Origin of the sequence: Nocardia sp. NPDC052254 (genome assembly GCF_040679495.1) — a bacterium.
GTDB lineage: Bacteria > Actinomycetota > Actinomycetes > Mycobacteriales > Mycobacteriaceae > Nocardia.
On the sequence record NZ_JBFAUW010000003.1, the window covers coordinates 568,304 to 593,843 of the forward strand.

22 protein-coding genes and 1 pseudogene are annotated in these 25,540 nt (G+C 65.2%); 17 read left to right on the top strand and 6 right to left on the bottom strand.

Going from position 1 to position 25,540, the window contains the following annotated elements:
- Positions 1-11: 11 nt before the first annotated feature.
- The 4 genes from AB0L57_RS11290 to AB0L57_RS11305 form a co-directional block, all read right to left on the bottom strand.
- Entirely contained in the window at positions 12-1,835 is a 1,824-nt protein-coding gene (locus tag AB0L57_RS11290) for an ABC transporter ATP-binding protein (protein WP_364960146.1), read from the bottom strand.
- Positions 1,832-5,038, bottom strand: coding sequence for a lantibiotic dehydratase (locus AB0L57_RS11295; RefSeq protein WP_364960149.1), 3,207 nt, complete (start codon positions 5,036-5,038; stop codon positions 1,832-1,834). Before AB0L57_RS11295 ends, AB0L57_RS11290 begins: the two co-directional genes overlap by 4 nt.
- Positions 5,039-5,088: 50 nt before the next feature.
- Positions 5,089-6,384, bottom strand: coding sequence for a lanthionine synthetase C family protein (locus AB0L57_RS11300; RefSeq protein ID WP_364960151.1), 1,296 nt, complete (start codon positions 6,382-6,384; stop codon positions 5,089-5,091).
- A 180-nt stretch (positions 6,385-6,564) separates the two neighbouring features.
- Positions 6,565-6,717, bottom strand: a complete 153-nt coding sequence (locus tag AB0L57_RS11305; RefSeq protein ID WP_364960154.1) for an FDLD family class I lanthipeptide — start codon at positions 6,715-6,717, stop codon at positions 6,565-6,567.
- Between the two features lie 1,357 nt (positions 6,718-8,074).
- Here AB0L57_RS11305 and AB0L57_RS11310 point away from each other — a divergent pair.
- From AB0L57_RS11310 to AB0L57_RS11355, 10 genes are all read left to right on the top strand, one after another.
- The gene (locus AB0L57_RS11310) at positions 8,075-10,417 is read left to right on the top strand and encodes a Tex family protein (RefSeq protein WP_364960578.1); all 2,343 of its coding nucleotides are present in this window, start codon (positions 8,075-8,077) and stop codon (positions 10,415-10,417) included.
- Between the two features lie 134 nt (positions 10,418-10,551).
- Positions 10,552-11,445 carry a hypothetical protein gene (locus AB0L57_RS11315; RefSeq protein ID WP_364960156.1) on the top strand — a complete coding sequence of 298 codons (894 nt, stop codon included), beginning with the start codon at positions 10,552-10,554 and terminating at the stop codon, positions 11,443-11,445.
- Between the two features lie 174 nt (positions 11,446-11,619).
- Entirely contained in the window at positions 11,620-11,961 is a 342-nt protein-coding gene (gene rplS / locus AB0L57_RS11320; RefSeq protein ID WP_030513071.1) for a 50S ribosomal protein L19, read from the top strand.
- Positions 11,962-12,114: 153 nt separating this feature from the next.
- Positions 12,115-12,936, top strand: coding sequence for a signal peptidase I (gene lepB, locus AB0L57_RS11325; RefSeq protein ID WP_364960159.1), 822 nt, complete (start codon positions 12,115-12,117; stop codon positions 12,934-12,936).
- A 98-nt stretch (positions 12,937-13,034) separates the two neighbouring features.
- Entirely contained in the window at positions 13,035-13,766 is a 732-nt protein-coding gene (locus tag AB0L57_RS11330; protein WP_364960580.1) for a ribonuclease HII, read from the top strand.
- Positions 13,767-13,880: 114 nt separating this feature from the next.
- Positions 13,881-14,186 carry a DUF2469 domain-containing protein gene (locus AB0L57_RS11335; protein ID WP_025351744.1) on the top strand — a complete coding sequence of 102 codons (306 nt, stop codon included), beginning with the start codon at positions 13,881-13,883 and terminating at the stop codon, positions 14,184-14,186.
- A 110-nt stretch (positions 14,187-14,296) separates the two neighbouring features.
- On the top strand, positions 14,297-14,653 hold the full coding sequence (locus AB0L57_RS11340; RefSeq protein WP_364960162.1) for a YraN family protein: 357 nt from the start codon (positions 14,297-14,299) through the stop codon (positions 14,651-14,653).
- Positions 14,653-16,161 (top strand): YifB family Mg chelatase-like AAA ATPase, encoded by a 1,509-nt coding sequence (locus tag AB0L57_RS11345; RefSeq protein ID WP_364960165.1) that lies wholly within the window; start codon positions 14,653-14,655, stop codon positions 16,159-16,161. The genes AB0L57_RS11340 and AB0L57_RS11345 overlap by 1 nt, the downstream gene beginning before the upstream one ends.
- 186 nt (positions 16,162-16,347) lie before the next feature.
- Positions 16,348-17,541: a DNA-processing protein DprA gene (gene dprA, locus AB0L57_RS11350; protein WP_364960168.1), complete on the top strand. Its 1,194-nt coding sequence runs from the start codon at positions 16,348-16,350 to the stop codon at positions 17,539-17,541.
- A gap of 80 nt (positions 17,542-17,621) precedes the next feature.
- On the top strand, positions 17,622-18,545 hold the full coding sequence (locus AB0L57_RS11355) for a tyrosine recombinase XerC (protein ID WP_364960171.1): 924 nt from the start codon (positions 17,622-17,624) through the stop codon (positions 18,543-18,545).
- A 63-nt stretch (positions 18,546-18,608) separates the two neighbouring features.
- Here the strand turns inward: AB0L57_RS11355 and AB0L57_RS11360 are convergent, their stop codons facing one another.
- On the bottom strand, positions 18,609-19,124 hold the full coding sequence (locus AB0L57_RS11360; protein WP_364960174.1) for a DUF1990 domain-containing protein: 516 nt from the start codon (positions 19,122-19,124) through the stop codon (positions 18,609-18,611).
- Between the two features lie 157 nt (positions 19,125-19,281).
- Between AB0L57_RS11360 and AB0L57_RS11365 the strand changes: the two genes are divergently transcribed.
- Positions 19,282-20,043 carry a siderophore-interacting protein gene (locus AB0L57_RS11365; RefSeq protein ID WP_364960176.1) on the top strand — a complete coding sequence of 254 codons (762 nt, stop codon included), beginning with the start codon at positions 19,282-19,284 and terminating at the stop codon, positions 20,041-20,043.
- A gap of 36 nt (positions 20,044-20,079) precedes the next feature.
- Here the strand turns inward: AB0L57_RS11365 and AB0L57_RS11370 are convergent.
- A pseudogene (locus AB0L57_RS11370) lies at positions 20,080-20,535 on the bottom strand (M23 family metallopeptidase); the annotation flags it as partial.
- Between the two features lie 511 nt (positions 20,536-21,046).
- Here AB0L57_RS11370 and AB0L57_RS11375 point away from each other — a divergent pair.
- From AB0L57_RS11375 to frr, 6 genes are all read left to right on the top strand, one after another.
- Positions 21,047-21,346, top strand: a complete 300-nt coding sequence (locus tag AB0L57_RS11375; protein WP_364960582.1) for a DUF202 domain-containing protein — start codon at positions 21,047-21,049, stop codon at positions 21,344-21,346.
- Complete coding sequence (locus tag AB0L57_RS11380; protein WP_364960178.1) at positions 21,343-21,711, top strand: DUF202 domain-containing protein; 369 nt, start codon at positions 21,343-21,345, stop codon at positions 21,709-21,711. Before AB0L57_RS11375 ends, AB0L57_RS11380 begins: the two co-directional genes overlap by 4 nt.
- Before the next feature lie 269 nt (positions 21,712-21,980).
- Positions 21,981-22,853, top strand: coding sequence for a 30S ribosomal protein S2 (gene rpsB / locus AB0L57_RS11385; protein WP_364960181.1), 873 nt, complete (start codon positions 21,981-21,983; stop codon positions 22,851-22,853).
- A gap of 124 nt (positions 22,854-22,977) precedes the next feature.
- The gene (gene tsf, locus AB0L57_RS11390; RefSeq protein ID WP_364960184.1) at positions 22,978-23,802 is read left to right on the top strand and encodes a translation elongation factor Ts; all 825 of its coding nucleotides are present in this window, start codon (positions 22,978-22,980) and stop codon (positions 23,800-23,802) included.
- Positions 23,803-24,118: 316 nt separating this feature from the next.
- Positions 24,119-24,853, top strand: coding sequence for a UMP kinase (gene pyrH / locus AB0L57_RS11395; RefSeq protein ID WP_358203039.1), 735 nt, complete (start codon positions 24,119-24,121; stop codon positions 24,851-24,853).
- Positions 24,854-24,919: 66 nt separating this feature from the next.
- Complete coding sequence (gene frr, locus AB0L57_RS11400) at positions 24,920-25,477, top strand: ribosome recycling factor (protein WP_364960187.1); 558 nt, start codon at positions 24,920-24,922, stop codon at positions 25,475-25,477.
- The last annotated feature ends 63 nt before the right edge of the window (positions 25,478-25,540 follow it).

The window sequence follows — 25,540 nt, forward strand, 5'->3', positions numbered from 1 at the left end:
CGCCCCATCGATCATCGCACGTCGTCCTGAACTGTGCGGCTGTGCCGGTTGCCGTACATCTTCGCGTATACGCCACCATGTCGTATCAGTTCCTCATGGCTGCCGTCTTCCACAAGTCGGCTGTTGTCGAGGACGAGGATACGATCGGCTCGCCGAATGGTCGACAGTCGATGTGCTATAAGTGCAAAAATCTCACCATCGCCGGGTCGGGTGATGGTATTCATGATCGCACTTTCTGTCGGGGCGTCGATGGAAGCTGTAGGTTCATCCATTACCCGGATGGTGGCCGGTCGGATCAGCCCCCGTGCGATGGCGAGGCGTTGCCATTGGCCACCGGACAGCTCGACCCCATCGGTGAAGACCTTTCCTGCCTGGGTGTCGTAGCCAAGCGGTAGAGACTCGATATATTCACCCATTTCGACCTGCTTGGCTGCATGTGCCACCGCATCGGCTGTGGCAGGATCACCGCACTCGTCGACGTGGCCGATGGAGATATTCTCTCCGACGCTCAGCTGGTAATCGACATAGTCCTGGAACACGTAGGATATGCGCCTTCTGAGGCTTGCCATGTCGTAGCGGCGTAATGGCACACCATCCAATAGGATGACACCGTCGGATGGCTCGTACAATCGCCCCATCAGTTTGCCCAGAGTAGATTTTCCCGCGCCGTTGAGGCCGACAATTGCAGTCGTTCGGCCCGGTTGCAGTGTGACGTCGATATTCCGCAATGCATAGCGATCGGAACCTGGATAGCGGAAAGATACGTTCCTGAACTCTATTCCCTGCTCCAGCTTCTCGGGCACCTCGAGAATTCCGCCTTCGACCTGTGGTTCCGGTATCCCGAGGAAGTCTTCGACATTGCGGAGATAGAGTTGGTCGACATGCAACTGTGCGCCGGCGGTGAATAATTGCTGGGTCGAACTCTGCAACGCGCCGACCGCCTGAATGACTGCCATGAGTTCAGCGATCGCGGATCCTCCGCCAACTGTCATGACCGCCGTCGAGTTCGCTGCGAATATCAGCGCGGCCGTAATTGTCATCAACGGTATCGACAAGCGCAGGTTGCGATCAGCGAGTCGAACATCTGCGGCTACGATCTCGGACTGCAGAGACAGGTGCCTCCGGAGTACGAGAGACCGCAGCGAGAATGTTATGACTTCCTTCATCGAATCGGGCCGAGATGCGAGATATTGCCAATAGTTGAGGCGTCGGCGCAGCTGGGAACGAGAGTGCTCCAAAGCGTAACCGCGACGCCCCTGCACAACTTGCGCGATGACTGTAGGAAATGGAGCCAAGAGTGCCAGCAGCGCTACTCGGTAATCCATGGTCCACAGGACGGTCGTCACGGAGCCGAATGTGATGACCTGGGTGATCAACTGAATCGACTGCGTCAACATCTGGCCCGGACGAAAGTTGACTTCACGAACCGCACGTTGCAGGGAGTCCTGAACACCGGCGTCTTCAACCTGAGGAAGAGTCAAACATGCTGCGCGATCGATGATCTGCCGCGAGAGTGATGCGGACAATCTACTTTGACATCGCAGGGTTGAGCGCTGCTGGAATGCTTGCAGCACCTGAGCGGCGAGCCCGGTCACTGCAAGCGCTGTCAAGGGTGCCAGGACACCTTCGACAGCACCGCCCTTTCCGACACTGTCCACCACCGCGGTGACCAGATGTGCCGTGATCTTCACCTGGGCAGCGGGGAGCATACCGAGTACGCCGGCGATCACCACCAGCTGAGCAACCCCGGAAGGGTCCGCGCGCCATGCTCGGCCGAATACTCCGACCATGGAGCGGCCGGTGGCGAACTGTCCCTCTCGATATCCACGTTTCATGCGGAATCTCGGCTTTTTCCGATGGCCGATTCGCGATCGAGCAGACGACGCCACATTCCGTACGCCGCTCTTTCCCGGTCGCCGTGTATTCCCAGCCGGTTGCAGTGCATGTGGACCAAGGAGCGAATGACGTCGTCCGATGGACCCCACAACCGGCCTTGTGCCTGGGCTGCGCCCATGAGGGTTCGAAATCTGGTGCCGGGCTCGTCCCACAGCCGAGAAACTGTTCGCAGGAGCGCGGCGGTGGGACCACCGAGGTTGTGATGTGCCCACAGATCGTCGGCAACGGCCCGATACTCCGGACTTCCCGACCTGGTCGGTGTGTTGGTCCGCAGCAGTCTCCGGCGGTCGTCCAACTCCGGCAGCAGACTTCTCGCCATGCGGTCCAAGGTCAGGGCAGCAACCGCTTCGCGTGTGAGAGCTCCATCGCCGGCATCCAAGAGGTATCCGATGATTGCGGTGACGGCGGAGCTGTCGAATCCGAACAGGATCTCGGCTTCCGGCACGAGATCCGGTCCTCCATAACGTTCGATCTCGCGGTGGTAGGTTGCGAAGGCGAAATCGGTCGCAGCCCCCTGCTCGACCAATTGATGCCCCCATTGCGCTGCTTCCGCGAGCGCCGTGCCGCGAGCTGCTGAACGAGACAGCGGGAAACGAATTCTCAGATGAGGGGCTGGGTCACTGTAGCGGAGAAAGAATGGTCGCCCTGCGCCGTATTCACCGCACAGTCGCTGTGTCAACGTCGGCAGATTCTCGGTCAGTATTCGGTCATTCGCATCGGATTCGGTGTACAGCTTCAGGTACAGCCATTCTCCGCCCGGCGGTCGTAGTCGTTCTTCGGTGGGTATCGCCCGTCGCCGGTTGGATGTCCTCGTGGATTGCGGCGTAGGTCGGATATCGGACGTGACGACGGGTACGACCACCTCTGCCACGTACGCCGCATCGTGCTGATCTCGCAAGAATCCGCCGGTAGGGTCCGGTCCGATCTCGACCAATTGCACATATCTTCTGACGTGGGCCGCCCGGGCTGCGGTCAAGGCCCGGCGCAATTCGAAAAGGGACAGGCTGGAGGTCAAATCCAACAGTAGATGGTTGTCACCTTCCACCAGCCGGACCATGGTTGGGACCATCCATGTGCCGGCCCATGCATCGAGTGCGCTGGAGAATTCTGCATCCGGCAGATCGGGATCCAGTTCCTCGGGTCGCAGATGCCAACTGGCTCGCCGAACCACCACGTTGCCTCTGCGCAGGCGTGGAAGGAACGTGGCCCCCGCCCCGATGGGTCCCCAGTGGAAGGCTGAGGTGTTACGAAATGTCGCGTCGGATGCCTCGATGAGGAATTGGCATACGTTGGGGCTCGACAGGAGATTCAAATTGGTATATTGGGTGAATAGAATATCGCGGTCCAAGCTGCGCGAGTGGAGATACAGTCGGCCGGAGCGAACGCCTACGTGAATGTCATCCAGGGACAGGTGCCGTGTATCGGGACTCGCAGATATGTTCACCGCCAATTCGTGCTGGCGCATCGGCGGGCGTATCGATATATTTGCGGCTCGCCCGCGGAGGGGAAGATAGGTCAGTTCCGCGACCACCGCGTCGCCGCAGCGCCTCTCCTCGTCGGTCGCCATCGTTCGTAGCTGGTGACGGATTTCCTTGTCGAGAAGATCGTAGAACCGTGAGAAAGTGCGACCACCCCGCATGATTCCCATCTCGGTGACCACGCCCGTCCATGGTTGGTCCTTTCCGTCGCCGGCCCACAGTTCCATGCATATGTCGAGGGCCGGAGTGACGGGGCGGTTGTCACCGGACAGGCTGCCGGATTTGGCGAACTCGATCAGCCACTGATCGTCCAGTTCTACTTCCGATGACCGATTGGCGAGCGCGTGAGAGATCAATCGCAGGAGCAGAGATTCTCGTTCGACCGGACGATCCAGATTCGTCTCCGGTTCGAGCACATACGAGCGCTGTGGGTTGCTGTAGCCGTTCGGGGGACCGAGGCCCGTCTCTTCGGAGAGAGCTTCCAGAACCGGAACCTCGGCGCCCGCACCGTAGCGATCGGTGAATGCGGTCGCCCAGTCCAGCAGTCTCTGCGGGTAACGGGCGTCCGAACCGACGATCGCCAGTACGTCGGCGGCCTCTTCGGCCAATGCCGCAACCTCTGCCGGCAGCACCGGTCCCGGGCCGACATTCAGGAGCGAGTCGAACTGGAGGAGGGATTGTTCGCCGGCGAGCTCGGCGACGGTCTGCGTCTCGTCGGAGAGCAGTAGTGGGAGGACGTCGGACAGACCGGACGTGTTGTTGGACGTATCGATGCGCGCCGAGAAAGCTGTCAGACAACGTCTTTGGTCTTGTGTGAGCAGCTTCATCGGAAGGTCGTCGAGGGGGCGATAGCCCTGATCTTGCACCAAACGGGGGCGGTGGGCACTGACGAGGAGGTTGAGATCGATCAGTTCCCGCAACAGGTGATCAACGCTTCCGGCGGGTACCTGTGGATAGAGGTCCAGCAAGGTTTCCCGCAGGCGTACAAGGGTGACCGGAAGGCGGGCATCGGTCATCACGCGGTCGACCGCAGCGGTGTGGCGCAGCGATACGCTTTTGTTGGAATGGATTCCGTACGCATCGGCATGCGGAAGCCACGCGCGACCGCGGCCCACGTGCGCCAGGTCGTTGGTCCGGACCAGTAGGTCGTTCGTCGTCGTATCCGCACTGACGGCACCGTGCAGCATGTGCAAGAAGAGGCCCATGTCGGCCCGAGCCCGAGTTGAGAGAAATACCCCGTCTCGTGCGTCCGTGTGCAAAGAGACCGTTGATGACGATTCGCTGGTGAAACTCCCGGCCGCGACTCCGGCCATCAGGCCGAATGGTGTGGCCCTGCTGCTCATCCGGTTGACGTAGCGCAGCAGTCCGCGGGCGGCCCGGATACGGTCCTTGTCCGACAGCTCGAGCAGATTGTCCATGGCGGCGGCGAGATCTGAGGATGAGACGGCTACGGCCGCATGGACGAGTTCGTCGGACCAGATCCGCTGTACGGTTTCCAGTAGAAGTTGTGGTTGCTCGCATCCGGCCGGAAATTGCGAGAGCACCTTGGTCGCCGCATCAATTGGCCGACTTGCCGACCGTAGGAGGAAAAATGGTCGGGCCGTATACCGAGGCGCGTTACGCAGCAGTTCCTTGCCGGAGGATGGAGGAATCGATGTGAGCACGGAGATGTCCTTGATGGTTGGAAGGGGTACGCTGCTCAGGCGCGCTGGGGTCAAAGGAAAAGCAGGGCATCCCATTCTGTGCGCTTCGGGTCCAGGGGTGAGAGCAAACTGAGCAACACACCCGCTGCCCCGGTGAGGAATCCGGGATCGTCGATGTATTCTCCGGGTTGCGGCTCGTCAGCGAATATGAATGGGCGAGTGGAATCAGCGTCAGAGACAACTCCCTCCAACTCTTCGTCTCGCATCCGGATGAATTCCTCGTCGTCGGTCATGCGGAATGCGCGATGGGCGGCGGCAGAAATTCCGGTCCGCCCATGGCACAGCGTCACCGAGAAGACATTTCGATCGTGAGAATCGGTATGTCGCACGTTGCGTAGGGCGGCTGTCGCCACATCGGCTGCCTGAGGTAGATCCGCGACAACGGCGGCTGAAAACAGTGCCGCAGTGATGCCCGGTGCTCCATAGCACCAAGCTGTCCGCGCGGGCCTGATGTCGGGGTCATATTCCAGGGTTCGGTCGCCCGGCCGCGCATTGAATGCAGTGGGCCATGCCGGTCCGGCAGCAGTTTTGCAGGTGTGCTCGGAAAGCCACAATGCCAACTCTCGCACCCGTTCTGCCACGGGTGCCCCTCCGATGCCGGCGCCGACTGCCGCACAGAGGGCGGCAAGAATACCGGGCATACCGTGTGCGAGTCCGAGGTTGTACATTCCATGTGGCGATCGCTTTCCATACCAGGAGAAACCGATGGGATATTGGTCCGGAGTGATCAGCCAGCCTGGGCGGCCCTGTTCGTCGATATCTGTGATGTGCATCAGATAGTCGGTCAGGCGATCGGCCGCATTCCGTATGCTTTCCGGAGGGGAGTCCATCATTGTCAGCAACCGGACCGTGGTGGCCAGCTGACCCGCAGCCCCGGATATCAGGTCATAGGCGGTGAATGGAAGGCCGTTACCGGCTGGGATTTCAGGGATCTCCAACAGTCGAGTGCCCAACTGGTCTGCCAATCGCGCAAGTGTAGGCAGATAGCGTGGCTCCTGATCCGCAAATTCCGCCAGCACCGCCGTGAATCCGCACAAGCCGTTGTGCAACCCGGGTTGGTGTAGGGGATGTACCGTTGTGGAATCCGCTGCTTGCTTCAGGAGCGCTCGTGCGGATTCGGTCAGATCCGGGGCGTTCATGACCTGCCCGGCGTAGAGCAATGCCAGAGCGCATCCGCTGTATCCGCTTGCCAGACCAGCGGCCTCGTGCGGGCGTGGTCGAGGGAGAGATGCATTCGGGTCGGCGAGTTGAGCCAGCCGATGTGCCAATTGCTCTGCCGGTCGCGCAAAAATTGAATCCACCGCCATTGTCCATACTCTTCGATCGATTGAAATATTGTCATGCCGGAATTTTGGCAAAGAGGAGCGTTGAATCGTGGTGTGGGCGGGGGAGGAAGGGTTGGCTTCTCCCCCCGCCCGCAGCAAATATTTGTCAAGTCATCGACTGTTCAGGTCGACGTTTATTTGCCGCACCCGACGATGTATCCGTCAGCAACAGCAGTCGATGGTTCCCGAACTGTTGCATGAACCGCCGCACGAGTAGCAACTGGTCCCGAAGCTGAGTGGGCCCATTCTCATTGCCGGATCGGAGATTTCGGTCGCGTTCACTCGGACATCGAGGTCGAAGTCATTTGTTGGCATGGTTCAGAATTCCCTTCGAGAGTTCGATTTCGGTGCCTACTGCTGAATGTAGGCATGCGGGATTCCCGCATTTTTGTCGGATGGGTCTACATCACCTCCGTACTGTGAAATGTGCTGCACTTCTGTGCAGCCTCATGTGCCGCGGAGTGACTACTTCCGAGCGGCAGCTCATTCGGCCGTGGTCAGAAATTACCTGAACTCAGCGGCTCGATGGATGTGTAATATTTCGATGCTTCACCGGATATGTGCGGCATCAAATCTCGGCGTTACTCGTGCCGGTTCGACCACAAATGAAGCCTTCTGGAATGCTGGAAGAGCGCGGCGTCGTGTGTGCCGCGCACGATGTTCAGCGGCTCGCCACTCTGGCGCGATTTTCGTGGTTCGCAATCCGTCCGGCGACTTGGCCAGGGGACCCATGGTCGGATGCTGCACCGCGGCACCGAGGTTGCCAGGATCGCCTGACGGAGCCGCCACCGGCCGCCGAGTCCGACTCGAAGTCAGGGGTTGAATGATAGCGAGATGACACGGTCGCACATCGCTTTTCGACGTCGCCGTTGTGATGTCCGCAGCGTCCATGTGCCGTGACAGATCGCGCAACTACTCTGGGCAGCCTGCATCGAATATTCCCTCCCCCAAGAACATGCGACCAACAGTGGTGAGCAGCGTTCGCCGCGTCGTGCCATTGTTGTCCGCCGAAAGCGTTCGGCGCCAAGCTTATTCGATCGAACCCGCGTTTGTCCCCTTCTTCCGGGCTGAATGATGTGAGTTGCGCCACTTGCTGATTGTGGTGCGTGCGCGGGCCGAACCGCTCGACTCTCACCCGCGCACCGGGTGCTGGATCATCTTGGCGGACAACATCTCTCCACCAGCGATTCCGCGGTCCCGTTCGCCACCCGTCCTGCTGGACGCACCAGCCCACACGTTGCCCGCACGACGTCGGAACCGGCGTTGGAACCGGTGCCGCGGCAAACGGACTCGGTTTCGAGTCGCGAACCTCGCGACGGTGTGGTAGCGACGCGGCGATCATGCATACACCCGTCCGCTCGTTCGGCCGGCGTGACGTAGCGCGGGAACCGCCCGGTGTCCTTCGGGAACGGGGTGCGCGGGCGTGTTGTCCGGCAGGTCGTTCGCGCCGCTGTCGGCAGGCCTGCGGCCAGCGATTTTCTCATTCGATCCGCACATATGTGCCGCGAGAAGGGGTGCGGCCACGCGGCACGGGTTGCTCCACTTGGTCTGCGGTCGAAGTCCGACGGTAGTGTCAGCGAGCGTGACGACAGCCTCCGAACCCGTCAGCACCGAAGCACCCGTTCGCGCCGCAGGCACCGGGACGGTCCGGCTAGCCAGTGTCGGTCGCCGTATCGCCGATGAGCTTGCCGTGCGTGAGGAACAGGTGCGCTCCGCCGTCGAACTGCTCGATGGTGGGTCGACCGTGCCGTTCATCGCCCGTTACCGCAAGGAGGTCACCGGCGGCCTCGACGACGCGCAGCTGCGGCAACTGGAGGAGCGGCTGCACTATCTGCGCGAACTCGACGATCGCCGCGGCTCGATCCTGGAGTCCATTCGCGGCCAGGGCAAACTCGATGCCGCGCTCGAGCAGCAGATCATGCTCGCCGAGACCAAGGCGCGCCTGGAAGACATCTACCTGCCCTACAAGCCGAAGCGACGCACGAAGGCGCAAATCGCGCGCGAGGCGGGCCACGAACCGGTGGCGGATGCCCTCATCGGCGACCCGGCCACCGACCCCGCCGGATATACCGCCGAACAGCTCGACGGTGCCCGCGCCATCTTGGTGGAGCGCTTCGCCGAGGACGCCGACCTGGTCGGAGAACTGCGCGAATTGATGTGGGAGCGTGGACAGGTCAGTTCGCGCGTGCGCGCCGGTAAGGAAGAGGCCGGCGCCAAATTCGCCGACTACTTCGAGTTCAGCGAGCCCTTCACCAAACTGCCCTCGCACCGGATCCTGGCGCTGCTGCGCGGTGAGAAGGAAGAGGCGCTGAGTCTGTCTCTCGACACCGATACCGAGGAGCAGGAACCCGGCAGCCGCACCATCTACGAGGGGCGGATCGCGCACAAATTCGATATCGCCGATCAGGGCCGCGCGGCCGATACCTGGCTGCTCGACACGGTGCGCTGGGCATGGCGAACCAAACTGCAGGTCAGCCTGGGCATCGATATTCGGATGCGGTTGCGGCAGTCCGCGGAGAAGGACGCCGTGGACGTCTTCGCCGCCAATCTGCGCGATCTGCTGCTCGCCGCGCCGGCCGGTACCCGGACCACCATGGGCCTGGATCCTGGGTTCCGCACCGGTGTGAAGGTCGCTGTGGTCGACGGCACCGGCAAGGTGGTCGCCACCGACACCATCTACCCGCACAAGCCGCAGGGCCAGACCGAGAAGTCGCTCGCGGTGCTCGGTGCCCTCGTCGCCCGCTTCGGCGTCGACCTGATCGCGATCGGCAACGGTACCGCCTCGCGGGAGACCGATGCCCTTGCCACGGAACTGATCTCGCGGATCGGTGCGGCCGACAGCACGCGCAAACCCACCAAGGTCGTGGTGTCGGAGGCGGGTGCCTCGGTGTACTCCGCTTCCGCCTATGCCTCCCAGGAGCTGCCCGATCTCGACGTCTCGCTGCGCGGCGCGGTGTCGATCGCGCGGCGGCTGCAGGATCCGCTGGCCGAACTGGTGAAGATCGAGCCGAAGTCCATCGGGGTGGGCCAGTACCAGCACGATGTGTCCGAAACCCTGCTGGCCCGGTCGCTGGGAGCGGTGGTGGAGGATGCGGTGAACGCGGTCGGTGTCGATGTGAACACCGCCTCGGTACCGCTGCTGTCGCGGGTGTCGGGTATCGCCGCCTCGGTCGCGGAATCGATTGTGACCCATCGCGATCAGAACGGGCCGTTCCGCAATCGCAGCGCGCTGCTGCAGGTCCCGCGACTGGGGCCCAAGGCATTCGAGCAGTGTGCGGGCTTCCTGCGGATCCGTGGTGGTGAGGATCCGCTCGACACCTCCGCGGTGCATCCCGAGGCCTATCCGGTGGTGCGCCGCATCTTGGAGGCAACGGGGCGCGATATGCCCGGACTCATCGGCAATCCGACGGCGTTGCGCGAGCTGCGTCCGCAGGATTTCACCGACGACACCTTCGGCGTGCCGACCGTCAGCGACATCATCTCCGAACTCGAGAAGCCGGGCCGGGACCCGCGTCCGGAGTTCAAGACGGCCGAATTCGCCGCCGGTGTGGAGAAGGTCGCCGACCTGAACCCGGGCATGGTGCTCGAGGGCGTGGTCACCAATGTCGCCGCCTTCGGCGCCTTCGTCGATATCGGCGTCCATCAGGACGGTCTGGTGCACGTCTCGGCCATGTCCCACTCCTTCGTCCGCGATCCGCGCGAGATCGTGAAATCCGGTGACGTGGTGAAGGTCAAGGTGCTCGAGGTCGATGTCGCCCGTCAGCGCATCGGCCTGACCCTGCGGCTCGACGACGAACCGGGCGCGGGCAAGCCCGAGAAGGGTGCCGGAGGCCAGCGCGGCGGGCAGAACCGGGGCGGTCAGCCGCGCGGGCAGGGCCGCGGTAATCAGGGTGGTAACCAGAATCGCGGCGGTCAGGAGCGCGGACAGGGCCGAAATCAGCAGCGCCGCAACAACGCACCCGCACCGTCGGGCGCGATGGCGGACGCCTTGCGGCGGGCCGGATTCGGCCGCTGATCGTTTCCGCCGCGGCGGAGTTCGCCGATTTCGGGCCGGACTCCGCCGACCGGTGCTGGACAATGGGGGTGGGTCCGGCGCGCTGACCGGACCGTGAGCTCGGCCTCGACCGGCAGTGTGAGCGAGGGGGTGCGATGGTGCGACGGTGGTTCGACGATTCGATCCTCGCTCAGGGACGCCTGCCGCTGCTGTGCTTCCTGCTCGGCTTCATCGTCGGATTTCTGCTGATCCGGCTCAGCGTGCGGATGATCCGCAAACAGGTGCGCTGGTGGCCGGGTAATCTCCGGGCCGGGAATGTGCACATCCACCACATGGTCTTCGGTGTGGTCCTCGTGCTGGCGTCAGGGCTCGGACTGGTCGCCACCTATCGCAGCGGGGTCGGCACCATCTCGGGGCTGGCCGCGGCCTTCGGGCTGGGCGCGGCACTCGTACTCGACGAGTTCGCGCTCATCTACTACCTGCGTGACGTGTATTGGGAGGAGCAGGGGCGGACATCGGTCGACGCGGTGTTCGTGGCGGTCGCGGTGACGGGGTTGCTGCTGCTGGGCTTCCACCCGCTGTGGCTGCTCGACATCAACGACATCCGCCACGACGGTAGCGCGGCGGCGCGCAGCTTCGTGGTCCTGTTCGCACTGGTCAATCTGGTCCTCGCGGCGATCGTCATCGCCAAGGGAAAGATCTGGACCGGGCTGTTCGGCATGTTCTTCCTGCCGCTGCTGTTCGTCGGTGCGCTGCGGCTGAGCCGGCCGGGCGCGCCGTGGGCTCGCTGGCGCTACGGTGACCGCCGTCGTCTGATGTACCGGGCCATCGTGCGTGAACGCCGGTACCGGCGCCCGGTCATCCGGGCCAAGATCTTCGTTCAGGACCTGGTGGCCGGTAAACCGGATGTGGCGCACGTGCGCACCGCGGCCGAAGCGGAATTGGCCCGGACCGTTGTTCCGGCGCCACCCGCGCCGCACAGATCGGTCCGGCCGCCAGCCGACGGCGCCCGAGTTTCGGCCCGGCATTCCCAGCCACCCCGGTCCTGACGGGCGTGATGCCGGTCGATCGGGGGCGATTTCGGAAGTGCCGGACCGGTCTGGCACAATAACCGGGTTGCGCTGGGCAGATTCGATCCGGCGCACCGCCCATATCCGGAGCACGAACCGGCCGAGCACTCGCCGCCAGGTTCCTCTGTTCACGCGAACTTCCAAAGGACGGAAATGAACACCCTCGACTTCGTCGACGAAAAGTCGCTGCGCACCGATATCCCGGACTTCCGCCCGGGTGACACGGTGAACGTGCACGTCAAGGTTATCGAAGGCAACAAGGAGCGCATCCAGGTCTTCAAGGGCGCGGTCATCCGCCGCCAGGGTGGCGGTATCCGCGAGACCTTCACCGTGCGCAAGGTGTCCTTCGGCGTGGGTGTGGAACGCACCTTCCCGGTGCACAGCCCCAACATCGACCACATCGATGTCGTGACCCGCGGTGATGTCCGGCGGGCCAAGCTGTACTACCTGCGCGATCTGCGTGGCAAGGCCGCCAAGATCAAGGAGAAGCGCTGAACTTCGGGCTCGGCCCGTTCACGCTGCCCCCGGTCATCATCATGACCGGGGGTTTTTCTTTTCTCTGGGAGGATTTGTCCGGGATGTCTGTCCTTCCGGCCGGCTGAGAGCACCGGGGCGACGGCCGGCCAGGCTGCGGGATAACCTGTTCGCGTGGCAGACGAAAGCGAGTCGGTGGCGAGCCGCCGAGCCGATGACGAACCCAAGGACGAGTCCGCATCGCGACGTCGGCGAGGTGGCAAGAAACGCAAGCAGCGCCCCTTCTGGCAGGAACTGCCGATCCTGATCGTCGTCGCCGCGGTGATCGCCGCGCTGGTGGTGAATTTCATCGGCCGCCCGTACCAGATTCCGTCGGAGTCGATGGAACCCACGCTGCACGGATGTTCAGGGTGCGTCCCTGACCGGATCTATGTCGAGAAACTCAGCTACGACTTCGGCGATCCGAAGCCCGGTGACGTTGCGGTGTTCAAGGGCCCCAGCGAATCCTGGAACACGGGCCATCTCTCGCAGCGCTCCAGCAATGTGGTCGTGCGCGGAATACAGAACTTCTTCTCGTTCTTCGGTTTGGTGCCACCGGATGAGAACGACCTGGTCAAACGTGTTATCGCGGTCGGCGGTCAAACTGTGCAGTGCTGCGACGCCCAGGGCCGGGTGATGGTCGACGGCAAACCACTCGACGAGCCGTACGCGCGCTACGACTACGCGTACCAGCCGGGCCTGCCGTTCGCGACGAAGGTGGCCGGCCACCTGGTGGTCGATCCGCGTGGGCGTGAATTCGGGCCGATCAAGGTGCCCGAAGGGAATTTGTGGATGATGGGCGACAACCGCAATCATTCGCTCGATTCACGAGGACACGTCGAGGACGAGTACTCCGGCACCGTCCCGATCGACGATGTGCGCGGCCGCGCGGTGTTCAAGATCTGGCCACCGAGCCGGATGGGACCTGTGCGCTCGCAGAATCCGCAATCGAACTGAGCGGATCACGCGAGATAATCGAGTCACGGGACAGTTGAACGGTGGGTGCAGTGGCGGAGAGCTCGCGACGCACGTCGCGCACTGAGCGCGGCAGCAACATTCGGTCCGCGGTCCGTGCGGGGGATTGGCCGCCGCGGGTGGTGATGCGCCGTGCCGGTGGACTGCGGACACTCGAGGCGGCGCTGATTCGCAGCGGACTGGGCCCTGTCGCGGGAGTCGATGAGGCAGGCCGGGGCTGCTGTGCCGGCCCACTCGTGGTGGCGGCGTGCCTGCTGGCGCCCAAGGCCTACGATTCCCTTGCGGGACTGGATGATTCGAAGAAGCTCACCGAGGCGGCGCGAGAGCAGCTGTATCCGGTCATCGTCCGGCGTGCGCTGGCGTGGAAGGTGGTCGTGATCCCGGCCTGGGAAGTCGATGCGATCGGCATCCACGTCGCCAATATCGAGGGGATGCGCCGGGCGGTCGCCGGGCTGGAGACGCGGCCCGGATACGTGCTCACCGACGGTTTCCGGGTCCCCGGCATCAGCGTCCCGTCGCTTCCGGTGATCGGTGGTGACGCCGCTGCGGCCTGTATCGCCGCGGCCAGCATCCTCGCCAAGGTGACCCGCGACCGGATCATGGTCGCGATGGATCGTGACCTACCCGGATATGGATTCGCGGCGCACAAGGGCTACAACACTCCCGATCATCTGGCCGCGCTGGCGCAGCTCGGACCCAGCGACGAACACCGGCGGTCCTGGCGTAACGTGCGCGAGATCGATGGAGCGGAGCGGGGGCAGGACGCCGTGGAGACCGGGCAAGTGGCTGCCGACGCTGCCCATGCGAGATGATGTGAGCACACCCATCGTGGCAATGAGGAGGATTTTCCACCCGATGAGCGAGCGAACGTTCGGCGCAGCCGTCCCGGAGGTCCTGCCGGGGGCGAGCGTCAGCGAGGTTCGGGCATGAGCGCCGAGGACCTCGAGAAGTACGAAACCGAGATGGAACTTTCGCTGTACCGCGAGTACAAGGACATCGTCGGTCAGTTCTCGTATGTGGTCGAGACCGAGCGCCGCTTCTATCTGGCCAATTCCGTCGAGCTACGCCCCCAGAATGCCGACGGGGAAGTGTATTTCGAGGTGCGGATGTCGGATGCGTGGGTGTGGGACATGTATCGTCCGGCTCGTTTCGTCAAGCATGTCCGTGTGATCACGTTCAAGGACGTGAACATCGAGGAGCTCGAGAAGCCGGATCTACGCCTGCCCGACTGACGGATGTGGATTCACCCGGTTGATCCCCAACCCTGGCGTTCATCCACAGACTTTCCGTTCTCGCAGGTGACTCCGGCGGCGCCCGGCTCCGGCGGCCGCATGCTGAGCGGGTGGCACACAATCTGGCGCTGGGCGCACACGGGGAAGAACTGGCCGCGCAGTTCCTGCAGGGGGCCGGGATACGGATCGTCGAACGCAATTGGCGTTGTCGTTACGGCGAATTGGACCTGATCGTCACCGACGACGACACCACGGCCTTCGTGGAAGTCAAGACGCGCTCCGGTCTCGGTTTCGGGACACCGGCGGAAGCGGTGACGTTCGCCAAACAGCAACGCATCCGCAGGCTGGCACTGGTGTGGCTGGCCGAGCAGGACGGTCCGTGGCTGCGCGTTCGGTTCGATGTGGTGTCTGTGCTGCTACTCCCGGGTGAGCCGGCGCGGATCGAACATGTGCGGGCCGCGTTCTGATGGCACTGGGCCGCGCACATTCGGTGGCTGTGGCGGGAGTCGACGGGCAACTCGTCGAGATCGAGGCCGATATCGGGCAGGGACTGCCGTCGGTGCATCTGGTCGGGCGCCCGGACACCACACTGCAGGAATCACGCGATCGGGTCCGGGCCGCGGTGGCGAATTCGGGGGAGAAGTGGCCCGACGGCCGTGTCGTCCTGGCCCTGTCCCCGGCGACTCTGCCGAAGATCGGCAGTGTCTACGACCTCGCCCTGGCGGCCGCGGTGCTGCATGCCGGTGATTCGGTACCGGGCACCCGCCTCGACGGGACGGTATTGCTCGGGGAGCTGGCCCTCGACGGGCGGGTGCGCCGGGTCCGCGGCATCCTCCCGGCGGTGCTGGCCGCACGGACGGCCGGGAGGACCACCGTCGTGGTGCCGGAATCCGTGCTGGGCGAGGCGGGACTGGTGGACGGCATCACCGTGCTGGGCGTCGCGACACTGCGCGCGCTCATCGACTGGTTGCGCGGTGACGGGACGCTGTCGGCGCCGGACGGGTGCTACCTGGCTCCGGATCGCGCCGTGGGCGATCTCAACGAGGTGGTCGGGCAGGACGAGGCGCGATGGGCCTTGGAGGTGGCCGCGGCCGGTGGCCACCATCTGTTGCTGACCGGGCCGCCCGGCATCGGGAAAACCATGCTGGCACAACGCCTTCCGGGTCTGTTACCACTGCTCACCGAACGCGAGGCGCTGGAGGTCACCGCTATCCATTCGGTGGCGGGAGCGCTGTCGGACGACCACCCGCTCATCACCACCGCTCCGTTCGTGGCACCGCATCATTCGTCGTCGGTCTCGGCGATGGTGGGCGGTGGGTCGGGATCGGCGCGGCCCGGTGCGGTCAGCCGCGCCCACCGCGGTGTTCTTTTCCTGGACGAATGCGCCGAGATCGGTGCGAAGGTGCTGGAAGCATTGCGGACTCCCTTGGAAGAGGGGGAGGTTCGTATCGCCCGTCGTGACGGTGTGGCGCGCTTTCCGGCACGGTTCCAGCTCATCCTGGCGGCCAATCCGTGCCCGTGTGCTCCGGCCCGGGATGTGGACTGTATCTGCGCACCGCTGGCTCGCCGCCGCTATCTGGGCAAACTGTCCGGTCCGCTGATGGACCGCATCGACATCTGGGTGCAGATGCACGCCCACGCGGCCGGTGCCTTCGCCCCCGCCGACGCGGAATCCAGTGTGGTGGTGCGGGATCGGGTCGCGGCGGCACGCCACGCCGCGGCGCGGCGGTGGGCCGACTACGGCTGGACGGTCAATGCCGAGGTTCCGGGGCATGTACTGCGGCAGCGATTCCGGCTTCCGTCCGATGCGCTGGCACCGGTGGAGACCGCGCTGCGGCAGGGGCGGATGTCCGCACGCGGTGCGGACCGGGCGATCCGGGTCGCCTGGACCGTCGCCGATCTGCGGGCAGCGGAGGTCCCCTCGGCGCAGGACGTGTTGCAGGCGCTGAACTTTCGGCAGCGCGGAACCTCTTGAGCAGAGCGGGAGCCGACGCGAGCCGCGGGGTCGATTGGGTTGATGTCGTCGAGGTGCGGGAGGGAACAGTGCGATGATTCGACAGCGAGACCGATACAACAGCTGGGAGAGCGCGGCGACGTTCGAAGGAGGGCGGCGTCGTCGGCGGTTCGCCGCACCCGGTCGCCGCCTCCCGAGGATCCTGCGATGAACGGCCGGGGAGTCGGCGCACCCGTCGATCTCGATGCGACATCGGCGCCATTGGTGACTGTCGACGTGGACGAACGCCGGTTGGCGTGGGCCTATCTGTCACGAGTGGTGGAGGGGCCGTGTCCGGCGTTGTCGGCATTGATCGCCCAGGTGGGCGTGGTGGAAGCCGCCCGGGCGGTGCGCGAATGCGATCTGCCGGAGTCACTGCGCGGGCCGACCGAGCGTCGCCGCGAAATCGACCGTGCCGAACGGGATCTCGAGACGATGGCGCGAGTCGGTGGGCGGTTGATCACACCGGACGATCCGGAATGGCCGCAGTGGCGACTGCTCGGATTGACACAGCTCGATCCCGCCCGCGATGTGGATGCGGCGGTGCCGCTGGCGCTGTGGGCGCGGGGTCCGTTGTCGCTGCAGCAGTACACCGAACAGTCGCTGGCGGTGGTCGGTGCCCGGTGCAGTACCGGCTACGGCGAACAGGCCACCGCCGAACTCGCGGGTGAGCTGGCGGCCCACGGGTGGACCATCGTGTCCGGCGCGGCGTTCGGGATCGACGGTACGGCCCATCGCGCGGCCTTGGCGGTCGGCGGTTTCACCGTGGCCGTCCTGGCCTGCGGTGTCGATCGGCCCTATCCCGCCCAACATGAGCGCCTGCTCGCCGAGATCGCCGAGACCGGCTTGGTGGTGAGCGAATACCCGCCCGGCGCCACCGCGTACAAACATCGATTCCTCGCCCGCAACCGGCTCATCGCCGCACTGTCGGAGGGAGTGCTGGTCGTCGAGGCCGGCGTGCGCAGTGGTGCGCGCAACACGGCGAAATGGGCGCGGCGGCTGGGGCGTCCGGCGCTGGCGGTGCCCGGTCCGATCACCGCCGCGGCCTCGGTGGGCTGTCATCGGATGATCCGGGACCGGGAGGCGATTCTGGTGACCCGGCTCGAGGATATCCACGACGAGGTGGGGCCACTGCGGTTGTCGCTGCCCACCGGCGCGGGCTCGGAACCGGACCTGTCCGGTGACCAGGCCGCCGTGTTCGCCGAACTGCCGGTCGTGGGTTCCCGCCTGCCGCGTCAGATCGCCGATGCGAGCGGTCTGGCTGTCGCATCGGTGCGTGCTGCGCTCGCCGGGCTGGAAGTCACGGGTCTGGTCGGCGCCGACAGTTCCGGGTGGTTCAGGACCGTGCGGAAGTCCGGATGAGGTCGCGCGGGCCGGTCGAGGACCGGGGATTGTCGGCGCGGTGGCTTGCGCGTGGTGCGCCGGTCGGTGACGGTGGAGTAATGGAGGAACTACCGGGCGATCTTCGCGATCTGCTCGAACAGTACGGGCGGCATCTGCGGCTGGGCCGCAACCGGTCGGCGCATACGGTGCGGGCCTATCTCGGCGATGCGCGGGCGCTGCTGGTCCATCTGTGCGACCGGTCGCCCGACGCATCGGTGACCGAGATCGATCTGCCCTTGTTGCGATCGTGGCTCGCGGAGCTGTCCGCGGGCGGAGCCGCGCGAACCACCATGGCTCGACGTGCGTCGGCGGCCCGCACTTTCACGGCGTGGCTCACCCACACCGGGCATCTCACGGCCGATCCCGGTCCGCGTCTGGGGTCGGCGCGCGCGTATCGAGTGCTGCCCGCCGTGCTCGGGCGAGACCAGGCGGACGCCGCCATGACCGCCGCGGAATCGGGTGCGGCTCAGCATGATCCGATGGCACTGCGCGATCGGCTGATCGTGGAGATGTTGTACGCCACCGGTATCCGGGTCAGCGAGTTGTGCGGCCTCGACATCGACGACGTGGACCGCGCCCGGCGGCAGGTCCGGGTGCTCGGTAAGGGCAACAAGGAACGATCGGTGCCGTTCGGGTTGCCGGCCGACCAATCGCTCGAGACCTGGCTGAATGTCGGCCGCCCGCATCTGGCGACCGCCGAGTCCGGCCGTGCGTTGTTGCTCGGCCGGCGCGGCCGTCGCCTCGATCAGCGACAGGCCAGAACCGTTGTGCACGACGTTGTCTCGGCCGTTCCGGGCGCACCTGACCTGGGTCCGCACGGTCTGCGCCACACCGCCGCGACCCATCTGCTCGAGGGCGGAGCCGATCTCCGTGTCGTCCAGGAATTACTGGGGCACGCCAGTATGGCCACCACGCAGCTCTACACCCACGTCTCCATCGAACGGCTCCGGAGCGTGCACGATCAGGCGCATCCACGAACGTGACGATCCCGTGCGGACCGAGTGCAGGCCGCCTTGTTCGGTGACGTCGATGTCCGGCCCTGCTGATCAGCTGGGCCGGATCGCATCGATGTAGCGTCCGGCGATCACATGCTGCAACGCGCGCACGATCGGTCCACCCAGTCGGACGTACCAGGCTCCGGGGCGCGAGAAGGCCGCGACCACCCCGTAGACGGCGTCATCGGCTGGGTCGTACTCGACGGCGAACAACTCCTCGCCCACCTCCGGGTGTCCGGGCAGAGTGCCATATGCGAAGCCGCGGCGGTCGGGTTCGTCCACCACGTAGACCACCCGGCACGGTGCGGTGATCCCGATACCGGCGATGCCCAGCCGAACGGTCAGCGAGGTCCCCGGCCGGGCGGTCGGGGTATCGGCGTGCTGAAAGATTCCCGTTCCGCGCTGCATGCGGTAGCCGAGGATCTGCTCGCCCGCCCGCTCGAACAGATCGCGCCCGGAGCCGATGCGGCGGCGCATCCGGAAGTGGTGATAGCCGGACGGGAATGCCGCGGCGGTCGCGCCGACGTCCGGATAGGTGAACGGCTGGGCGGTCGGCGAATTCGTCATGGCGCCATCTTCGTCTCTCGTACGGGATCTCATGAGCCGCCGCCTGCTACGAGACGCCGGATGTCGCACTCAGTTCGGTCGGCGATATAATTCGAGCTATCGGAGATGAGTCCTGTTACGCTGTGTTAGGTAATCCTAATTCTGGAGGTATCGCATCGTGGCTCGTACTCGGCTGGCCTTCGAGGTCCGGCGCACGCAACGACTGACCGACCATCTGATCCGGGTGTATCTGGGTGGTGCGGGTTTCGAGGGCTTCCAGCCCAACGGTTTCACCGACGCCTATGTCAAACTGCTCTTCCCTGGCCCTGATGGGGAGACCATGCGCACCTATACGGTGAGCTCGATCGACACCGAAGCGCGCGAGATCGCGATCGATTTCGTCTATCACGGTGACGAAGGAGTCGCGGGACCGTGGGCGGCCGCGGCCGAGCCGGGGGACGCCATCGAATTGTTCGGACCGGGCGGCGCCTACTCCCCGGATCCGGAGGCGGACTGGCATCTGCTCGCGGGTGACGAGGCGGCGCTGCCCGCCATCGCGGCCGCCTGTGCGGCCCTGCGGCAGGATGCGGTGGGCCGGGTGTTCGTCGAGATCACCGGTCCCGCCGATGAATTCGACTTTCCGAGGCCCGCCGGTGTGCGGCTCGACTGGGTGTATCGCGGTGACCGCGCACCGGGTGAGGCACTGGCCGAGGCGGTGCGGGCCGAGCCGTGGGAGGCCGGCCGGGTGCATGTTTTCATCCACGGCGAAGCCGATCGGGTGATGCACGATCTGCGCCGCTACATCCGCACCGAGCGCGGTGTGCCCGCGGCTTCGGCCTCCATCTCCGGATATTGGCGGCGTGGGCGGACCGAGGAGGGCTTCCGGCAGTGGAAGCGGGACCTGTCCGACAAGGAAGCGGCCGCGGCCGGGGCGTCCTGACATCGGGGTCGCCGCTGTCGGAGATGCCTGCGGCGGAACGGGTTTGAGCCGCACGGGGGCCGGGCGTACGAGACCCAGCGGGTCGAGGTGATCCCGTCCCCGTCGTAGGCCCCAGTGCAGGCACGCTTCGGGGCAGCCCTGATGTCCCGGCATCAGTGTTCCCAATGGTGTCCCGCGTTCCACCCGCCGGCCGGTCGGCACGCTCGCGCGGACCGGTTCGTAGGTGGTTCGCAATCCGCCTTCGTGATCGACCGACACCACCGGCTTGCCGCCGACCTCGCCGGCGAAGACGACGATGCCCGCACCCGCGGCCAGAACGCTTTGACCCGCCGCGCCCGCCAGGTCGACCCCGCGATGTCCGGGTAGCCAGTCGTGCTCGGGCTTGTCGAAACCGCGTACGACTCGCGGTCGTGGATGCAGTGGCCAATCGAATGCGCCGGGTGGAGCCGCCCCCGCGGGTGTCGTGCCCCAGGTCGCGACCGCGATCGCCATCACCATCAGAAACGCCGGTAACCAACGCATGCGACCACCTTCGCCGGAGCCGTCGGACATGGAAAGATCGGTATCGGCGAGTGTGGACAACCTGCAAGCATGTGAACAGGACGTGTTCCGCCGGAGTCGGGTGCTCGGTGTCGAGCCGGTGGCGACGCCGCGAAGGAGGTGACCGTCGAGTGATCGCGCAACTGCGGACAGTCGAAGTGCCCGGTCGCCCGCGCCGTTCGCGAAATATGCCATCGCACAAGGTCTTTCGTCGCGGTCGGCCGACAGCGCCGGACGACACGGCGATCGCGCCCGGTCCCACTCCGGCGACGATGCGCCGACGGGATCGCTCGTGAGCGCCGAGATTCCCGATCCGGATCCGGCGCCCGCGCGGGAATCGCCGCACGCCGGAGGCGGTGCGGCTGCGTCTGCGCCCGGTGCCGAGTCGCCTGGATCCGGTCCACGTGACACTTCTCCGGCCGATACCTCCGCCGAGGCTCCCGAACTCGACTACCGCTTCACCTTGGCCGGGGAACGTACCTTCCTGGCCTGGATCCGCACCGCGCTGGGATTGCTGGCCGGTGGGGTGGCGGTGCACGAACTGGTGGAGCCCTTCGGGCACCACGACATCCGCTCGCTGCTGGCGATCTGCTGCATCGTGCTGGCGGTCGTCATCGCGGTCGGCGCCTTCGGGCGCTGGCGTCTGGTCGAGGCGGCCATGCGCGCGGGTCGTCCACTGCCGCACACCGTCATGGTCCCGATCCTCGCGGGCGGTATCGCCGTGATCGCGGTGCTGGCAGGTGTCGGATTGTTGCTGTCATGAGCCGTTCCGCGAAGTCCTCGGTGCCGGAGGCCCGGGATCGGGATCCGGGACTGCAGGCCGAACGCACCGCGCTGGCGTGGTGGCGCACCGCGGTCGGCGCAATGGCCACCGCGGTGCTGTTCCTGCACGTCGCCATGACTCGTGGGCAGTCCGCGATCCTTGTCCTCGCGCTGGTGTCGACAGGTGTGCTTGCGGCCGTGGCCGTCGTCTGTGTCCTGCGCAGCCGATCGTTGCGCCACCCAGGGCGGCCCGGGTGGTCGGACGGGACCGCCGCCATGCTGACCGTGAGCGCGGCGATCGCCGTCGTCGGGATGCTGGCCGCCGCGGTGGGGTTGCTGCAGCCCGGGCACGGATGGCATCTGTGAGCTGCGCTGTGGTCGGGCAGGTAGCCCGTCATACGCCGGTGAACGTGGGGTAACCGTCCGCTGACCACCCCGTTTAGGTTCAGCACGGTGCGAGTCGTAGACTGACCGAGCGGTTCGCTGTACGCGGATCGACTTCGCGCGTCCGATCAAGGTGCCGTCGGCTGGTCCTCCCGAATTCTTTCCGGAAGGTCCGGCGGCCACGGACGCCAGGGCAGAGATCGACCCTCGGTTTCTGCATCAACCGGCATATGAAAGGCGGATACGCGGCTATGGCTGTCGTAACCATGAAGCAGCTGCTCGACAGCGGCGCACACTTCGGTCATCAGACCCGGCGGTGGAACCCGAAGATGAAGCGGTTCATCTTCACCGACCGCAACGGCATCTACATCATCGACCTGCAGCAGACGCTGACCTACATCGACAAGGCCTACGAGTTCGTCAAGGAGACCGTCGCCCACGGTGGCACCGTTCTCTTCGTCGGCACCAAGAAGCAGGCTCAGGAGTCGATCGCGGCCGAGGCGACTCGCGTCGGTATGCCCTACGTCAACCAGCGCTGGCTGGGTGGCATGCTCACCAACTTCTCGACCGTGCACAAGCGGCTGCAGCGCCTGAAGGAACTCGAGGCGATGGAGCAGACCGGTGGTTTCGAGGGCCGCACCAAGAAGGAAATCTTGATGCTGACCCGCGAGAAGAACAAGCTCGAGCGCACCCTCGGCGGTATCCGGGACATGGCCAAGGTTCCCTCGGCCATCTGGGTCGTCGACACCAACAAGGAGCACATCGCCGTCGGCGAGGCTCGCAAGCTGAACATCCCGGTCATCGCGATCCTGGACACCAACTGCGACCCCGACCTGGTCGACTACCCGATCCCGGGTAACGACGACGCGATCCGCTCGGCCGCGCTGCTCACCAAGGTCGTCGCTTCCGCGGTCGCCGAGGGTGTGCAGGCCCGTGCCGCCCGTGCCACCGGCGATGTGAAGCCGGAAGCCGGCGCCGGCGAGCCGCTCGCCGAGTGGGAGCAGGAGCTGCTGGCTCAGGCGACCCCGGCCACCGAGGGTGGCGAGGCCGCTGCCGCTCCGGAGACCGCAGCCGAGGCGGAGCTGAAGGAAGAACCGGCCGCCAAGACCCCGGCCGACTTCTGATCCACGGCGGTTTCCCACCGCGATGTCCCGTTCACCTTGCCGGCCCTTCCTGTTCGGAAGCGGTCGGCATGGTGGTGCTAGAGACCTGACACACTTTCGCAAATTTTCGAGGAGGCTCGCCACGATGGCGAACTACACCGCCCAGGATGTGAAGCGGCTCCGCGAGCTCACCGGCTCCGGAATGATGGACTGCAAGAAGGCCCTGGAGGAGACCGACGGCGATTTCGACAAAGCCGTCGAGGTCCTGCGGATCAAGGGCGCCAAGGATGTCGGCAAGCGTGCCGAGCGCGCCACCGCCGAGGGCCTGGTCGCCGCGCAGAGCGGCGTGATGATCGAGCTCAACTCCGAGACCGACTTCGTCGCCAAGAACGACGAGTTCCAGAACACCGCCGGTGACATCGTCGATGCCGCGTCCAAGGTGCGCCCGGCCGATCTGGACGCGCTCAAGGCTGTCGACGTCAACGGCAGGACCGCCGACCAGGTGGTGCAGGAGCTGGCCGCCAAGATCGGCGAGAAGCTCGAGCTGCGCCGCGTGGTGTCCTTCGACGGCCCGGTCGCAACCTACCTGCACAAGCGGTCTTCGGACCTGCCGCCCGCCGTCGGCGTGATGGTCGAGTACCAGGGTGAGGGCGACGCCGCCGCCGAGGTCGCTCGTGCGGCCGCGATGCAGGTCGCCGCGCTGAAGGCCAAGTACGTCACCCGCGACGAGGTCCCGGCCGATCTGGTCGAGAAGGAGCGCGGTATCGCCGAGGCCACCGCCCGCGAGGAGGGCAAGCCGGAGGGCGCCCTGCCGAAGATCGTCGAAGGCCGCGTGAACGGCTTCTACAAGGACGTCGTCCTGCTGGAGCAGGCGTCGGTCACCGACAGCAAGAAGACCGTCAAGCAGCTGCTGGACGATGCCGGTGTCACCATCACCCGCTTCGCCCGCTTCGAGGTCGGTCAGGCCTGATCAGCCGCAGAGGGCCCCTGGCGCAACGAATTCTGTTGTGCCAGGGGCTTTTTGGCGTGCGGTTCAGCCATGGCAACCGGTCGGGACGATGCGGTCGGCACCACCGGATGCGGCCACGGTATCGCCGGGACGGGATCGGAGACGCTCGCCGGTGACCAGGGCCGCCGGAATCGGATAATCGAGGGTCGGATCATCGGCAGGTCCGCCGGTGGTGCAGGATGGATGCAGCGTGTTACCGTCCCGCGCGAACAATCGCGCCCCGGGATGGTGAATTCCCGTGCGTACGCTCGCTCGACAGCCGACAACTAGGAGACCGATGACGGACCCGGATACGGCGCCCGACCGCAAGGGCTTTCGCCGCGTACTCCTCAAACTGGGTGGGGAGATGTTCGGCGGTGGCGAGGTCGGGCTCGACCCGGATGTGGTCCAGACCGTGGCCGAGCAGATCGCCGAGGTGGTTTCGACCGGCGTGCAGGTGGCGGTCGTCATCGGTGGCGGAAATTTCTTCCGCGGCGCCGAACTCGAGGAACGCGGTATGGAGCGGGCTCGCTCCGACTACATGGGTATGCTCGGCACCGTGATGAACAGCCTTGCGCTGCAAGACTTTCTGCAGAAGCAAGGGGTGGACACCCGGGTGCAGACCGCCATCACCATGGGACAGGTCGCCGAGCCGTATCTGCCCCTGCGTGCGAAGCGGCATCTCGAGAAGGGCCGGGTGGTGATCTTCGGTGCCGGCATGGGTATGCCGTACTTCTCCACCGACACCACGGCGGCGCAGCGTGCGCTGGAGATCGGCGCCGAGGTGGTGCTGATGGCCAAGGCCGTGGACGGGGTGTTCACCGCCGATCCCAAGGTGGACTCCGAGGCGACCATGTTCTCCGAGGTCACTCACAAGGAAGTGCTCGAGCGCGGGCTGAAGGTGGCCGATGCGACCGCGTTCAGTTTGTGTATGGACAACCAGATGCCGATGCTGGTGTTCAATTTGTTGACCAAGGGCAATATCGCCCGTGCGGTGGCCGGTGAGAAGATCGGCACACTGGTTCGGTCCTGAATCCGGCGGGGGGAGCGGTCCTCGCGAATTCCGGGCCCCCGAAACGATGCTGTGGAGGAAACGGTCGTGATTGATGAAACGCTCTTCGACGCCGAGGAGAAGATGGAGAAGGCTGTCGCGGTGGCGAAGGACGACCTCGGATCCGTCCGGACCGGCCGTGCCAACCCGGGAATGTTCAACCGGGTGGTCGCGGAGTACTACGGTTCGCCGACGCCGATCACGCAGATGGCCAGCATCACCGTGCCGGAGCCGCGAATGGTCGTCATCAAGCCCTATGAGCAGGCGCAGTTGAAGACCATCGAGACCGCGATCCGCAACTCCGATCTGGGTGTGAATCCGACCGACGACGGCAACGTCATCCGGGTGATGGTTCCGCAGCTGACCGAGGAGCGCCGCCGCGAACTGGTCAAGCAGGCGAAGTCCAAGGGTGAGGACGCCAAGATCGCGATCCGCAACGTGCGGCGCAAGACGATGGACGAGCTGAACCGGATCCAGAAGGACGGGGAGGCCGGCGAGGACGAGGTCGGTCGCGCCGAGAAGGAATTGGACAAGACCACCCAGAAGTATGTTGCCCAGATCGATGAGCTGGTCAAGCACAAGGAATCCGAACTGCTCGAGGTATGAGACTCGGCCCCGGCGGGGCGGGGAGACGGGACGGAGTGGACGAACAAAGTGAGCGACGGGACA